Source organism: Ohtaekwangia kribbensis (assembly GCF_042676245.1).
Classification (GTDB): Bacteria; Bacteroidota; Bacteroidia; order Cytophagales; family Cyclobacteriaceae; genus Ohtaekwangia; species Ohtaekwangia kribbensis.
This window is the reverse complement of record NZ_JBHTKA010000003.1, coordinates 321,719-336,110: the sequence shown is the minus strand read 5'-3', so window position 1 is coordinate 336,110 and position 14,392 is coordinate 321,719. Positions and strand designations below refer to the sequence as shown.

At 40.9% G+C, this 14,392-nt stretch carries 15 protein-coding genes; 7 read left to right on the top strand and 8 right to left on the bottom strand.

The window, feature by feature from the left end:
* The first annotated feature begins 288 nt into the window (after positions 1-288).
* Genes ACFQ21_RS12060 through ACFQ21_RS12050 form a run of 3 tightly spaced genes read left to right on the top strand, consistent with a single transcriptional unit; the run spans position 289 to position 3,716 of the window.
* On the top strand, positions 289-2,382 hold the full coding sequence (locus tag ACFQ21_RS12060; RefSeq protein ID WP_377579311.1) for a M48 family metallopeptidase: 2,094 nt from the start codon (positions 289-291) through the stop codon (positions 2,380-2,382).
* Complete coding sequence (locus ACFQ21_RS12055) at positions 2,379-3,131, top strand: hypothetical protein (protein WP_377579309.1); 753 nt, start codon at positions 2,379-2,381, stop codon at positions 3,129-3,131. The genes ACFQ21_RS12060 and ACFQ21_RS12055 overlap by 4 nt, the downstream gene beginning before the upstream one ends.
* 15 nt (positions 3,132-3,146) lie before the next feature.
* Positions 3,147-3,716, top strand: a complete 570-nt coding sequence (locus ACFQ21_RS12050; RefSeq protein WP_377579307.1) for a hypothetical protein — start codon at positions 3,147-3,149, stop codon at positions 3,714-3,716.
* A 212-nt stretch (positions 3,717-3,928) separates the two neighbouring features.
* Here ACFQ21_RS12050 and ACFQ21_RS12045 read toward each other — a convergent pair whose 3' ends face one another.
* The 3 genes from ACFQ21_RS12045 to ACFQ21_RS12035 all read right to left on the bottom strand — a co-directional run bounded on the left by ACFQ21_RS12045 (position 3,929) and on the right by ACFQ21_RS12035 (position 6,181).
* Complete coding sequence (locus ACFQ21_RS12045; protein WP_377579305.1) at positions 3,929-4,528, bottom strand: hypothetical protein; 600 nt, start codon at positions 4,526-4,528, stop codon at positions 3,929-3,931.
* A gap of 13 nt (positions 4,529-4,541) precedes the next feature.
* Complete coding sequence (locus tag ACFQ21_RS12040; RefSeq protein WP_377579303.1) at positions 4,542-5,831, bottom strand: hypothetical protein; 1,290 nt, start codon at positions 5,829-5,831, stop codon at positions 4,542-4,544.
* Between the two features lie 98 nt (positions 5,832-5,929).
* On the bottom strand, positions 5,930-6,181 hold the full coding sequence (locus ACFQ21_RS12035; protein ID WP_377579301.1) for a hypothetical protein: 252 nt from the start codon (positions 6,179-6,181) through the stop codon (positions 5,930-5,932).
* Between the two features lie 198 nt (positions 6,182-6,379).
* Here ACFQ21_RS12035 and ACFQ21_RS12030 point away from each other — a divergent pair, with 198 nt between their 5' ends.
* Together ACFQ21_RS12030 and ACFQ21_RS12025 are read left to right on the top strand one after the other, a co-directional pair.
* On the top strand, positions 6,380-6,799 hold the full coding sequence (locus ACFQ21_RS12030; protein ID WP_377579299.1) for a helix-turn-helix domain-containing protein: 420 nt from the start codon (positions 6,380-6,382) through the stop codon (positions 6,797-6,799).
* Between the two features lie 27 nt (positions 6,800-6,826).
* On the top strand, positions 6,827-7,147 hold the full coding sequence (locus ACFQ21_RS12025; protein WP_377579297.1) for a helix-turn-helix domain-containing protein: 321 nt from the start codon (positions 6,827-6,829) through the stop codon (positions 7,145-7,147).
* A 20-nt stretch (positions 7,148-7,167) separates the two neighbouring features.
* Here the strand turns inward: ACFQ21_RS12025 and ACFQ21_RS12020 are convergent, their stop codons facing one another.
* Genes ACFQ21_RS12020 through ACFQ21_RS12000 form a run of 5 tightly spaced genes read right to left on the bottom strand, consistent with a single transcriptional unit; the run spans position 7,168 to position 12,071 of the window.
* A complete protein-coding gene (locus tag ACFQ21_RS12020; RefSeq protein ID WP_377579295.1) occupies positions 7,168-9,036 on the bottom strand; it encodes a TIR domain-containing protein in 1,869 nt (622 codons plus the stop codon).
* 10 nt (positions 9,037-9,046) lie between these two features.
* The gene (locus ACFQ21_RS12015) at positions 9,047-9,712 is read right to left on the bottom strand and encodes an Nmad2 family putative nucleotide modification protein (RefSeq protein WP_377579293.1); all 666 of its coding nucleotides are present in this window, start codon (positions 9,710-9,712) and stop codon (positions 9,047-9,049) included.
* Positions 9,713-9,714: 2 nt separating this feature from the next.
* On the bottom strand, positions 9,715-10,209 hold the full coding sequence (locus ACFQ21_RS12010) for a TIR domain-containing protein (RefSeq protein ID WP_377579291.1): 495 nt from the start codon (positions 10,207-10,209) through the stop codon (positions 9,715-9,717).
* Positions 10,173-11,183, bottom strand: a complete 1,011-nt coding sequence (locus tag ACFQ21_RS12005; protein ID WP_377579289.1) for a nucleotide kinase domain-containing protein — start codon at positions 11,181-11,183, stop codon at positions 10,173-10,175. The genes ACFQ21_RS12010 and ACFQ21_RS12005 overlap by 37 nt, the downstream gene beginning before the upstream one ends.
* A gap of 18 nt (positions 11,184-11,201) precedes the next feature.
* Positions 11,202-12,071, bottom strand: coding sequence for a nucleoside triphosphate pyrophosphohydrolase family protein (locus ACFQ21_RS12000; RefSeq protein WP_377579287.1), 870 nt, complete (start codon positions 12,069-12,071; stop codon positions 11,202-11,204).
* A 525-nt stretch (positions 12,072-12,596) separates the two neighbouring features.
* On the opposite strand from ACFQ21_RS12000, the gene ACFQ21_RS11995 reads away from it, so the two are divergent.
* Both ACFQ21_RS11995 and ACFQ21_RS11990 read left to right on the top strand, forming a co-directional pair.
* Positions 12,597-13,352 carry a hypothetical protein gene (locus ACFQ21_RS11995; protein WP_377579285.1) on the top strand — a complete coding sequence of 252 codons (756 nt, stop codon included), beginning with the start codon at positions 12,597-12,599 and terminating at the stop codon, positions 13,350-13,352.
* A gap of 177 nt (positions 13,353-13,529) precedes the next feature.
* Positions 13,530-14,108, top strand: a complete 579-nt coding sequence (locus ACFQ21_RS11990; RefSeq protein WP_377579283.1) for a hypothetical protein — start codon at positions 13,530-13,532, stop codon at positions 14,106-14,108.
* The last annotated feature ends 284 nt before the right edge of the window (positions 14,109-14,392 follow it).

Here is a 14,392-nt window from a genome sequence, read left to right as displayed (position 1 = left end):
AAGATGAGAAGTGCGCAGTAGCGATGGAGTTGTATTTTTTCCCGATGAACAAGTATACATCTAATTTCTGCGGATGAACCCGCGCTGTATTATTTTTGGCAAGGTTACAGTTTTATGCAGCAACAGGTTTATCATAACGAACGGGGTATGTCTTAACCTATAATTTTCAATACAGATGCCTGTTGCGTAGTAATCGCTGCAAACACATCAATAATCATACATCGTAAGGAGAGGCCGTTGGGTGTTACGGAAAATGTTAAGAAACTTGCATCCGATTCTAATCTACCTATGAGACGCTATCTGGCAGTTGCCCTCGTGGCAGCATGTTGTGTACTAACCAACGCGCAGGATTTTAACCATTATAAAACCCTGCTTCCGCAAGGACTCGTTCCCAAAGACTTCACTGAACTATCCGCAAGCAAGTTTGCTACAGAAGTTACAAACATGTCGGCCGCCAGGAACAAGCGCGACCGCAGAAACAAAAAGAAGTTTTACCTCGAAAGTACATTCAGCCTCGATGAGTTCCTCACCAGCGGTAACGTATTGTTCAACGATGACATAACACTATATACTGCCGATGTACTCGCAGAGATCCTTAAGCCCTATCCGGAATTACAAGGAAAGATTCGCGTATATACCGTGAAGTCTGCTATACCCAACGCCTTTACTACCAACAATGGAATTATATTCGTAAACCTCGGCCTGCTGGCGCGACTGGAGAGTGAAGCACAACTTGCCTTTGTACTGGCGCACGAAGTAGTGCACTACCAGAAGAAGCACGTTATTAACCGTTACGTTACCAATATAGATATAGACCGTTCCAAAGACTACCGTAAACTTTCGCGCGAAGCAAAAATGTTTGCCAAGAGTTCGTTCTCCAAAGAACTTGAAATGGAAGCCGACCTGGATGGAGCGGAGATCTACAACAAGTCGGTATATACCAAAGATTCTATCCAGAATGTATTTAACGTATTGAAGTATGCCGATCTGCCGTTGGGCTGGGTATATTTTAACAAGCGCTACTATGAATCCGGCAAGTATATATTTCCGGATACCCTTGTGGTGCGTAAGGTAGATCCGATACAAGCTATTGAAGATTACAACGACACGCTTTATTCGCACCCCAACATACGCAAGCGCAGAGAAGCCATAGCCGTAAAATTTCACAATGCCAAAGGCGGTAAACATTTCCGGTTGGCCAAGAGTATATTTGAGAAGAACCGCAAGCTGGCGCGTTTTGAACTCTGTCGTTTGTACCTGCTGGAGCATCGTTACCTTGATGCTATATTACTGGCCACCAGTTTGCAGGAAGAGGAGCCCACATCGGTATACCTGAAACAAATTATAGCCAAGGCATTGTACGGCCTGGCAAAAGATAAACTCAACGACCATTTTGATTTTAAAAAGAGCGAGTGGGCGGGCGACCCGCAGCGCCTCGGTATATTCTTCGAACGCCAGTCGTCTTATGAAGTAAGTGTACTTGCCATACGCCATCTCTATAAATGTCTGGAAGAAGAACCCAACAACAAAGAGATTGCCGTGATGCTGAACGATGTGATCCGCTCGCTCGATAAAGATGCGTACGACCTCGAAAAGAAATTCCTGCGCAATGCATCCGACAAGGAAATAGCAGACTTACGGTACCCCTACACGCAGCACGCCTTTACCGGATTTAAAAACAACGCTGCATTTTTTGAGATCCTCGACAAGCAGATAGCGCTTGCCGACAAAGAAGATAACGGAAATTCTTTCCGTAAGAAAAAGAAGCGGGCAAAAGACAAGAAGTTGCTGAATGTAGACAAGGTGGTAGTGGTAAACCCGATGTATAAAAAGATCGACACCCGCAAGCGCCAGAAGATGCGCCACATCGAGTCTGAAAAAGTGCTTACGCAGATCGATCAGAAAATATGGGATGCAGCCGGCAGACTGAATATGAAAGCCGACATCATCAACCCCAACAACCTTTCATCAGCCCGGGTAAATGTGATGCAAAGCAACAGCATCCTTAACGACTGGATCGATGAACAGATGCGTTTCGAAGACGCCCGCGTGAGTCCTATATATAACGAGATTATAGCATTGGCCGACACCTATAAAACCGATCACTTCGTATGGATGGGCGAATTTACCATGACGCGCAAGCGAAGAGGAAAAGGTTTCTTAATAGCAGGCGCGATCATTACTCCGGCCATGGCTCCGTTGTTTGCCACCATGGTAGCAACCCCGAAAGGTGCAACGCTATATTTCGCACTCACCTTTAATGTTCGCACGCAGGCGCTGGAGCTTGTTGACGTGCGCACCATGAACATGCGCGACACGAAGTCGCTGTTGCAATCGAATATATACTATACACTCTTTCAACTGAAAAAAGTAAAGCAATGAGAATTAGATATACCCTCGTGCTGCTGATCAACGTGTTTGCCGCTACAGCACAAGTACCCGGCTATATGGGTAAACGCTTTACGATCTTTGCCGATGCAAACCCGACACCGGCATTTTTTGTGATGAACATGAACAACACCGTGTTGGTAAACCCGGGTGGTGACGATGCGCGAACACAAAAAGTAAACCGCTTTGCATTCAATGTGCGGCCACAGGTTACGCTGGAGTATCTTATACACAAACGCGTTAGTCTGGGAGTGTCTTATAGCATGCCGATTGTAGGTACCACACGCGCATACTATACCAGTGCACCATCTGAATTTGATGACGTAGATTATAACACCGATGAGTATGATGTAGTAAAAGGACAAGCCCTCGGCCTGCACCTCAAGTTCTACGACTTCGCAGGATCAGCATCCGTACCGCCCATCGGCTACTACAGAACCATCAACATCTTTGTAACAAGAACAAATACGTACGACAACAAGAAATCAACAACCAAACAATTTCGTGATGATTTTATATATCCGGCTGTCTCATTCGGTGTTGGCAGACAAAGCATGCTTGCTAAAAACCTGCTGCTAAAAACCGGAGTGGAATTCGGATGGGCCTTTGTGCCAACAAACTTTCTGACGGAAGTGGAAGACGACTGGAACGTGCAGGAATACTCCGGCTATAGCGTACACCAGAGTCTGGCAGGGTATTACCTGTTCAACATCAATATTGGCCTGGGATATATACTCTTTTAATAACGACACATACGCATGAAGCGAAATATACTTTATACGTTTATAACAGCACTGTTGCTAACCTCGTGTTTAATGGAGCAGGAAAACCCCCTCATTGTTGCCACCTGCACAGACGGCATCCGCAACCAGGACGAAACCGACATCGACTGCGGTGGCCGCTGCCAGCAATGCGAGGTAAAGATACCCGTTGTGGCACCCTGCGCTACCTCTCTTTCCAAGAACATTGTGAGCCTGGATAATTCCAAAATTACGTTTACCAATGCAACCTTCAGCTGCTCCTCATATAGTAGTGAAAAATTTTTGATCGCCTACTATGCTAACTATAAAGAATTCAAGATTGAGCTTGAAGGTTCAATTCCCGACGAAGACAAAATATATAGCATTGGCCAATATATCGACTACGACAGTGACGCCACTGTAAAGTACTACGATGGCTGGACATACTATGTAGCAACAACCGGCGAACTCTACGTTACCATAGCAGAAAACGGAGATGTAAACATTGAGTTCTGTTCCGTAGGCCTGCGCGAAAATGCTTTCGGCTACGATGACATTATCACTTCGGGCAGAGTGGTCTGCGAATAACGTGCGCACGTGTTTAGGTGTTTCTTTGTGTTGAAGTGTTGACGTGTTGATGTGTTGAGGTACGTTGTGTATAGGTGTTTAGGTGTGTACGTGTTTAGGTTTCTTTGTGTTGATGTTGCAGGAATTGTTCTTCTGTATTTTATCTGCGTATATCTGCACAATCTGTGGGCTCCCAAATTCTGGCGTCAGCAAAACATCAACACCCCAACACATCAACACTTCAACACATAAAAAACTCTCACCCCCAGCAACGTAGCCCGCTCCTTAATACTCCCCGGAAAATCCTTCCGTACAACAGATATCCGTGGCTCGATCCACACCCGGCGGAAATATACACCGCTTACTATATCAAATGAATTAAACTGAAGTCTCAGTGTTTCGTCAGTGCCGTTGTTATGGTAGTGCAGCGACTTGCCAATATTATAAAACGTATACCCGCCACCGATATACACTATATCTCCAAACGTTTTGGTAATAAACACCGACTCATCCACATAAAACGTATGGTCGCGACTATCATCCGTATGGATCCTGTATACATCATACCGCAGCGTAGTGCCCGCGTGTAATCTTACAGACTTTGTTAACGCTATGCCCGGAGTAACCTGTATACCCGTGCCATTTACACCGGCACGATAATCATACGGGGCATTGGGGTGCAGCAGACTCGTGTGACGCTCCGCATCATGACGATAAAATATAGTGGTGCGCGCAGTTGCCCCGACTTCTATAAAGAAGCGACCCCTCGTTTCCTGTGCCTGTACAAGACTATGCGCACACAACGCTATATAAACAAACAACACGTGTTTCAAAATCGGTATATATTTACTCGGTACTAAATTGAACTTCAAAGCAATTATTCTGCACGCGATACCCACACGGATGCCGCTGATTATCGCATACCTTGCCATCACAACCATCCGTTGAATCCATAACGCCCGAGGCAAGTTCTGATTGTGACGACCTGTACATGATTGTTAATACGGTTTCCAGCATGCCCCAACTGCCATCGGCACGTATACCATACTGCGTATATACTACATCTTTAGCTTTCAGCCTGGCAGGCCAGTTGTCGAACTCGAAGAATACAAAGAACAACAGGTTGCCGCGTCTGCCCTGGTGGTTGGGTGGATTGGTGCCAGCCGTGCGCCACTCTTCAAAGAACATCTTGTTGAAATCGGCATAGCAATAGCCCGGGTTTGCTTTCTTGAGTAAACGATGGTCGCTGTTGCCGATCCACTGCGGATCAACACGCGAACCATTAAACGGATTGATCCTGCGTGGAAAGGTGCAATACGAGTTATCGGCTACATCGTTACTGCCCGAGAATATATTATCATAATCGCAGTTGAGTCTGAAGTTGCGCATCTTGCCATGCTCCCACGCTTGGTTGCTCGCACTGCAATACGGTAGCTGCAGGCAGGCAATGCGTTCAGCCGCGGGCGAGGGCTCCGGCTCCTGCGGCAGATATACTATATCGCCACCGTGATAACTCTCGCTGAGCGATACCACCCACACCTCGTTGTTGTGCGTATAGTCTTCATCTACACGAACGGTTTCGGGTTTGCCGAGTGAGTTAAGGCGCAAGCCGTCTTGCCACGTACGATTTTCATCTCCGTTATACCACACTATAGTAGGGTTACTGTTTAACAATCCTTTCGCTTTAAGTTCGGTATAGTTCGGTATATATAGCTGCGGGTATAAATTTACTTCGCCACTACTATCGGGTATACCCGTAAATGCTTCCAATGAAACGTTAAAAGCATCGGCATTCGTATAGGGCGATGCCGCTAATTGTTTATAGAGGCCGGGTATTTTTTCGTTCAGCGTGGTGAGCAGCGTGTTATAGTCGCCATCGAAACGTTTTTCCAGTTCACGGTATAGCTGCGTGCGGAAGGTACGATCGTCCGTTACACCGAGTATACCGTTGGCCAGCGTAGAGAGGTGGTTGTCCAGGTAAGCATACTGTTCGGCCAGTGTTATATGCTGCAGATTTTGCTTGTTAACGAGCAGTGCACGTTGCAGTGTGTTGTGCGTGAGTTCATCTTTACAGGCGCTGATAAAGATCAATAGCGTGCAGGCCAGTGTACACGCGCCCTTGCGAGTAAATTCCATGACTTAACAGGTTTAGTTGGTTTGGTAATAAATAAGTCGTGGAGGGTTTTTAAAGGCGAGGGACTTTTTTTGGCTTGGTTTAGGTATATAGGTATAGATTACGATGCCTGGGCATGCCACGAGTGGGCATGCTTGCCCGATGTTTCTAATAGTATAAAGAGGTTGTAAAGATCTTCGAGTGTGGCGTTGAAGTTCTCGGGGAGATCATCACACCGGGCTATCAGGTACTCGAAGAGAATACCCGTTAAATGTTGCCGCAGTTCGCTCGGGTTGGTTGCACCCAGAAATTGCAGAAACGCTTCTTCCAGCTCAGGTGGCAGGTGTTGAGGTGATTCGGTTTTTGTTTGCATATAACATATATAGGTTGAGATGAAAAATTACCAGCATCGTTCTGTTTACTCTTTACAAATGATTGAGTAATTTTAGATGCTTGCTGCACAAAGGTTGTTTTAGATATATAGGATAGCTACCACACGCAGCAATGAATAACCCGATAAACGGATAGTTTATCACCGAAAATGATAGAGGCGATGAATGAGAGCAAGATCATGCGAGTACTACGGGAGGTCAACGGCTATACACAGGAATATATAGCTTCCGAGCTGGGCATAAACCAGAACACCTACTCCAAGTTGGAATCCGGCCAAACACGACTCACGGTTGATCGCGTGAAGAAGTTGGCGGAGTTGTATAAGATCACCCCTGAATATTTTTTCTCGGACGAGTTACCGACTATAAACTATAACAGCGGCCCGAACAGCCATAGCAATAGCGGTGTTATTGGAAGCTACAATGATCGGGGAGATGATAAAGTCAAAGATCTGTTTCTACAACTATTGGGTGAGAAGGATAAAATTATTGAGGAGAAGAACGAAACGATATTGCTTCTTAAATCCGAATTATCCACCGCCCGAAAGGAACGCGACCGCCTGATAGAAATTTTGAATAAAATGCCGGAGAAGTTATAAATTGCAATACTTTATAAAGTCAGATATATGTCCAGAACCAAACTCAGTGCTTTACGAATTGCCAATAATTGGGAGATTGAAGATGTTGCCAACTCACTTGAAATTTCAGCCGATGAATATGCGAAAATTGAAAGTGGTAAGGCAAGACTCTCAATGGATATAGCGAGAAAGTTGTCCGAGTTATATAGAATTGATCCTGAGTATTTTTTCACTCATGAGGCTGTTGCTATACATAGGAATGAAGGACAGGGGAGCAATAGTAACAGCGGGTATATAAATACTTACAATAATAATGGCAATTTGACGGAGCTTTTTGAAAAACTCGTTCATGAACTCAAAAAGAGATAGTCAATCTTTAAATTGCCTATTTAGTAAGCACTTGCCAGCATAAAATTTTCGATGTCTGCGAATTCTTCGGTGCCACGATAAACTGTTATTTTGTTATTCGATGTAGGGACGAGTTTTTCTTTAAATAAATCCTCTTCGAGAAGAATAGAAGACGCCCCGCCGAAAGTGCTATTCACGAAAAGAGTGATCCCATTGTTGATACAAATTGTAGCTTCCTCAACAACTCCTGGCATTTTACCCAAGAAGTTGCTGATTTTACCTCCTAATACGATTCTTGCAGAAATATCATTGGCCATAGTTTCTCGCATTTTCGTTAGACTTCTAGACCAGATTTCTTTTGCCTCGGCATCTTTTGGGTCAAACAATTTATTTAGGTATTGGCGCTGTTCTTCACTTGCGCTTTCATATCGGACTTCGGTCCACTCGTCAAATTCGTTAGATGGATTGACTCGTATAATTTTTGCTACCCGTTTAATTTCAGCTTCTCTTGCTGCGGAGATTTTTGTATAAAGAGGAAAGGCAGAATAGTTAATTATTCGTGCACTAGGAGACCCTCCATATGTCATTGCCAATTGGAAAAGGATTTCAAGAAAATTGAATTGTGAATCATAATTGAGGTCTCCTCCATAGGCCAAGTTATATCCTTTACTAAGTAGATACCTTGCAATTTCCACCATTTCATTTTGTAAGTGAAGGCGACTCAATCCAAGCTTTTCCATTTCATCACTCTCTGAAATTGATATACCTATGGCTTTTCCATTTTCGACTATTTTTGCTCCCATTCTATACACATATAATTCTGATGGTGTAATGAATTTAATATCTGGATCCAATTCTTTTATTATTGATAATTCCTCTGTCCCAATGGGTGGATCGGGATATATAAAGAGATTGTTCAATCTATTTCTCTTTTTTAGTACGGTGACCAATTCAGGCGGATAAGCTGATATGGATGCTGATATATCAGCTATTCCAGCTTCTTTTGCAATGCATTCTATTAGTAGTTCTTGATATTTTAATCGAAGGGTTTCCTTCATTACTGCTGTGAGAAGAGTTGGTAGTACTGACTCATTAATGCAATCAAAGTGTATAGTTAATACATTTGCCATGTATGGGAAACTGCGTGATTCTCCATTTTTAAAGCAATTAAGCACAACTATTGGCCGGTTGTTTTCCTTAGCAAGTAGTATTTCACGTCTGCACCACTCGCGACTCGAGTAACTATCAGTATGGATTGCAATAAGAACAGTGTCTTGTATGTACTTTTCAATTTCTTTAGAAAAATCATATCCTATTGCTATATCATTTGCATCAAAAAAAGTCTGCAAAGACGAAGATAGATCAACGTAACTTTTAATTTGTTTCGCGATTTTAACGCCATCTCCTTTTGAGTGACTTATGAATAATCTTAAAGGGGGAGGCGAGCCCTCACGCGGAGCTGATTTTACATCATAGAGATGTCTAGTGGTCTCATGAGAAATCACATTTATTAAATAGTCCTTTTTGTTCTCATGTTCATATAGGCGGACAAAATTTAGGTAGTTAATATCTAACGAAAATGCAGATTTGTCAACTGCGACTGGTATAACTAAAGGGTGTTGAGACTTGCTACTTATAACTTCTTTTAAGTAATCAGAAAAATTATCTCCATACTTACCTCCTAAGACGAAGTTTTTGTCGATCAACGCAACTACTACAATAAATTTATATGTATCGTATGGAATAGGTATCAAGGGAACTTGATGTCTGAAGAATATAGGTATATTTATGCCCCTGGAAAGGGGGTCTTCTATCTTCCTATTAAACTCCGAAAAGATAAGATTTGAGTATTCTTGGCCGTCACTAAATTCGGGATGCCACAACACAATCATTGCGAGGGGAAGTTTCATTTGTTCTGGATTATTTACTAATGGTAGCTTTGGTCATACGATTTGTTTTAACAGAATAGTGTGATTCACTTTTGTCAAGTTCAAAAGGAAAACCTATCAGTTGATTAATTGAATGTTTATAGTTATTCTGTATCCAGGCAACGATTTTGCTTGCTGTTTCGAACCTATAAACTCTATGCCCAACGGCGTTTATGTATTGGATCTCCTCAAGCATTTCTGCGGGAATTGTAGGCGCCTCGGTTCCGAAGTAGTAGAACTGATTTGAGATAAGTACATTTTTTGATAAAGTATCTCGCTTTAGATTAAATTCATTCAAGGAGCCATCTGGCAAACTGTGGTGGGAATGGGCTTGATGCCATTGATTTGTTTGTTCGTCAAAGTGATATATATTGTCTCCTACAATAGTTACTTTACTTCCGTTTCTGACAGGACGTTTTGTTCTAAACCTTATATCATTCCAGTATTCGTTGAATGTAATTTTTTCACTGACTTTCATAGCATAAATGCACTTGCCTGTGGCCTTCAATCTTCTTCCCCCTACTCCAATTACCCAGTCGTCAATTGATGCAGTATTTCTGATTTTGGGTTTGCATGTTGCAAGTGTGCAATAGCTAAAAAAGGGGTTCGGAGCAAAACCGATATCTCTGTCAACGACATATATGTAAATTTTAGTCATAGCTAACAAATTCCAGTTGTTCCTCTATTTGGAGCATCCCTTGTTGTTCCATCGGGATTTTCAAAGTTATTCTCCCCCTCAAGGGCTCTCATTATACTTTCAGAATTCCACTTAACCAACGCGGCTCCATATTCTTCAAATGCTTTTGGAATATCCGCATTGCTCCCCCCACTTAAAAATACACCAACAATTCTCTTGCCTTGTTTGGCTGATTGTTCAAGTTCCCAATTCACCCATTCACGTTCATGAGTTTCTTTACCAATTAGCACTACTGTAGTGCCAGCCCAAGAAATTTTCATTCTTAGAAGGCGTCTAATTACGTCATCACTGACTCTTTTTTTGTCTATTCTTTCTTGGTTTTCAGGTTTTACCCTAATTGAACTATTTCTGATGTCATAACCTTTTTCTTGCATTAACCCAATGAATTTTGATACGTCAGCATCATCTTTATGATGATGGCTTATGAAAAGATGCTTGCGTTTGTTTTCAATTGACATAGTGGTTGTTTATCATTTATGTTCCATTTTGGCGGAAAGAAATACGATATAGCTCCCTTTGCTGTCGTAAATTTTTGCTTAATACGTGTCTTGCCTGATCTCTCATTAAGTGAAGGATTTGTTACTCTCAAATATTTGTCAACTTCACAAAATATATTTTGACAGTCAATTAAATGTAAATTCCTTCCCCATAGTTTAGGAAGATGTATTTCATAGTCAGCACATTCCTTTTCTTGGTTATCAGTGATCCATTTTATAACGTCTTCTAATGTATAGTCTCCAAGAGTATCAAAACATTTTAAGATGCCGTTTTTGGCTCCGGGGCCAGCCACTACAAAATCCATCTCGGAAAAATTTGTTAAGCTGCTATAGTTGATGTCAATAGTATATTGAAAAGCGAGGAAGCTGCCAAATGAAGGATATGATAGCATGATTTTATAAACATCAGCTAGGCTTTTAGATTGAACAACTCGTAGATATGTGTTATCATCTATTATTTTTTTTAACAGAGCTAAATGATTAGTATGTTTATATTTATACCCAAAGACATTTCCTGCTGATGGCATGATATACGCAGCCGAATAAATAGGCTTATTTTCGGCCATTCTCATTGTAAGTAATTCATCGTAACGTTTTATGGAAAAGTTAGAATAGGATATATCTTTTAGCTCTTTTTGTAGATAGCTATATGTTTCAATTTTGTTGAAAATCTTAAATAAGAGGGTTTTAAAAAAGACATCTTCAGGTGGTGCTCCACTATACTGTAGTCGTATCAGATACTGACTCACCCTATCAGTTGCTCTAAAAACATTTGTAAATCTATTCTGCCTAATGACAGGATCATCGGTCCAAGGACCTAACGGATCTCTAAGTCTATTTAAAAATACTTCGTTTCTCTTTTCCGCAAATTTCCAATATGTACTATATACTTTGGATTTTTTGGGAAGGGATAGTTTTTTAAAGTGTGTAACCATTCTTGTTTATATATTTCTTTAAGTGCCTATATATTCTAGTTTCCGTTCGGCCACAGAAACTAACACCTTTCCTCCTCTGTTCTCAACCAGCTTGTGAAATACTTTGTAAGATTCTATTATCGTTTTTTCCCAATGGTTAGCTGTTATAACGGAGACTTCCAAGTCTATTACAATCTGCTTCACGGTTCTTAGTAAATCGGTGTCTATTCGATCACTCTCCTTCAACATCTTGTTCCCTTTTGCGTAGTTAAAAATAATGAGAGTTACGGCTTCTTCTGCTACTTGTGGGCGGCCGCGATCTTCGCAATCCAATGTATGCGGATCACTTTTTCGCTTAAGTCCCATTAGATGACGCATTACCGGCGACCATCCTAAAAATGCTACATGACCTAAATGAAACACGTCATGATAACGATAGTCATTTGGTATTCGTGCGTTATCTGTTAATGGATCGCCTAATTTACCTTTTTCCCACGTCATTGAAACTTCAAGAAATGAACCATTCGTTTGCTCTTCGAATTGAACTATAAATGAATCTGGAAATCGCTGTTCATATTTATCATCTAGTCGCGGAATGTTGGAGAAATACGACCCCTCAAAACGATCTTTGGTTTTTTCTAAATTTATTTTTGCGACTTCATCAAGATCAAAATTATAGTGCGATGCGATTGCGGCTATATACCATAGGACATCACCAAGTTCCTCTTTCAATTGTGATTCAAAACTACCAAAGCCCTCTCCATCTCGAAGAAGCTTTTTAAGTAATGTAAGGACACTTCCTGTCTCGCCCGCAAGACCTAAATAACCAAGAAAGTAGTGTTCCTTATTTTTTAAGTTATAGCCTTGAACTGTTTTTTTCGATAGATCTTGATAATCTCTTAAAGTCATTGTTACAATGGTTTTGTAGTGAGAGTAGTTGTTTATAGTAGAGATTGACTAGAATTGCAATTGCACCACTAGTGTATCAAAGTATATACAATATCTGATTCCAGGTGGGCTTTGCTGATATTCAGGGTTGTGATTAACGTGCGAAGGAGAGAGGATTTTAATGGCACATCAATCGGGCAGGTCAAGGAATCCTCAACTAAAATATATATTTTATTCATAAAATCAAATAGGGCTATGTCTTTTCCTGAAACTATAGGATATAGCCCTATCGGGCAAAAATTGTTTCCGAATGGTATGTTTTTGTTTCCGAAGGCGTCAAAATAAGCAATTGGAATTTTCGTAGATATAGTATGGATGCTTATAAGTGCACCTTTGTCAGATAAATATATTCTAAAGTTGCTAGGACGTAGCAATGTTTTTACTAACTTAGTATCAGAGCCCATCTATTGCGTAAACAGCAAGAGATGGGCTTTTTTTATTTCGCCCGCCTCTTAATTATTTGTTTGTAATCATAAAAAAATCATCATGACAAAAAACTACCTACGAGCAATAGCTTTACCCATATTGGTACAGTTATTTTTTTTCACTGTGTTGAATGCGCAAGTCAACAATACACCAAATAGTAATACCCAGGGGAGTGGCACTCAGAATAGTAGTGGTGCGACAAACAGTGGTTCTCGCGCGGCAGATGACGATGGCGGCCTTAATACGAGAATATCATTTATGTTAGGCGCTGGGTTTTCCGGTATTTTGACCGATCTATATGAAGAGCCTGTTATCGACAAGGTTACCAACTTTGTTAAGATTCAAGATGCTACAGCTTTACGAACAAACTTGTCTTTGGGAATTATATACTCGCCATATATCTATGAAGTGAGCAGGCAGGTTAGACAATCAGATGGCTCATACCAAACCATGACTACTAATATTGCCTATGGTTGGTCTTATGCCTTATTTATCAATCCTGTTAACCTAACAGCGATAGCAAATGGTGGAAGCAGAAGTAACATAGATATAGGAATAGGGTGGGGGTATAGAACGTCTGGTGGATTTACTGCTTTATTGGTTGCTGAATTTTTTCCTGTTAAACAACCACGAGATTATTTTGTTGAGAAGTATAAAGGGAATGATCAGCCGTACACTATTAACAATGAAATCCAGACGTCAATAGATTTAAATGATAACAGTATATTTTATAATAAGGTTGCGTTTTCGGTTGGCTTCAAACTATGCTATACGTTTGATATAGTTAAACGGTTTGCTGACGCGGCTTCAAATTAATTTAATCATTGTATATATATTAAATCAGGCATGAATCTATGAGCTTTGATCCAGTAAACTTTTTTTTGAGTCTATTAAAGACTGCGCTTTGGTGTCTGTTAGCAATAGGTGTAATTATAATTGCATTCTATGGAATTATATTTCTTTTCTCTCTTATAAAACAGATATTCGATAGAAATGGAAAATGACTTAGTTGACAATTTAATAAGCGGGCTTATCAGCCGTGCTGACCGATTAAGTTTACTTTATCTGTCGGCTGCCGCATTAGCTTTATTAGTGGCAAGACTAAAATTCCAAGATGAAAATGGCAGATTTGAGTACAAAGGAGTATCATTTAAAATAACACAGTACTGGATAGTAGCTATAGCTTTCACAATAGTTCATATCTATTTTGCATATTTGTTTGTAAATGCCTGTGATAAGTTTGAACCCTTTGAAGATTCAGTTAAGAGAAAGGCCTTTGCAATGTTGACCTACTCAGATGCACCTTTTATTTTTCAAGACATGTCGTTAGTAAAGCCTACCGGAATAGAGAATGCCTATACCTTAGATTTTATGAGTCCAGCTGTAATTTTGTTGTTAGGGATTTTAACACTCATAGTATTAACAATAATCAAAATTAAGAATGTTAATTGGCAACAGAAAATTTTCTATTGGTTGATTGCATATGTAATCATGGTGGCAAATTTCTATACAGGTGGTTGGTGGATGATTGAATTATCGAAGTCCTTGGCTATAAAAGGAGGACATATTTAGCTTCCAACCTATCAGGGTCACCGGTTTCAAGGATTCCGGAACTCTGATGTACGGTAGTACAGACTATATGAAAATGAGCATTCATCGGTTGGCATATATTCTCTATTTTTTGCAGCTTGCACGTATCGATACTAACCCTTGCCCGTATGTTCAACCTTTCCTCCCCATCAGAGTCACCGGTCTCCGGGACTCTGATGTGCGTTATATACAGACCATATGAAAATGTAATATTCATCGGTTGGCATATATCTCTATTTTTTGCAGCTTGCAAGTATCGATACCAA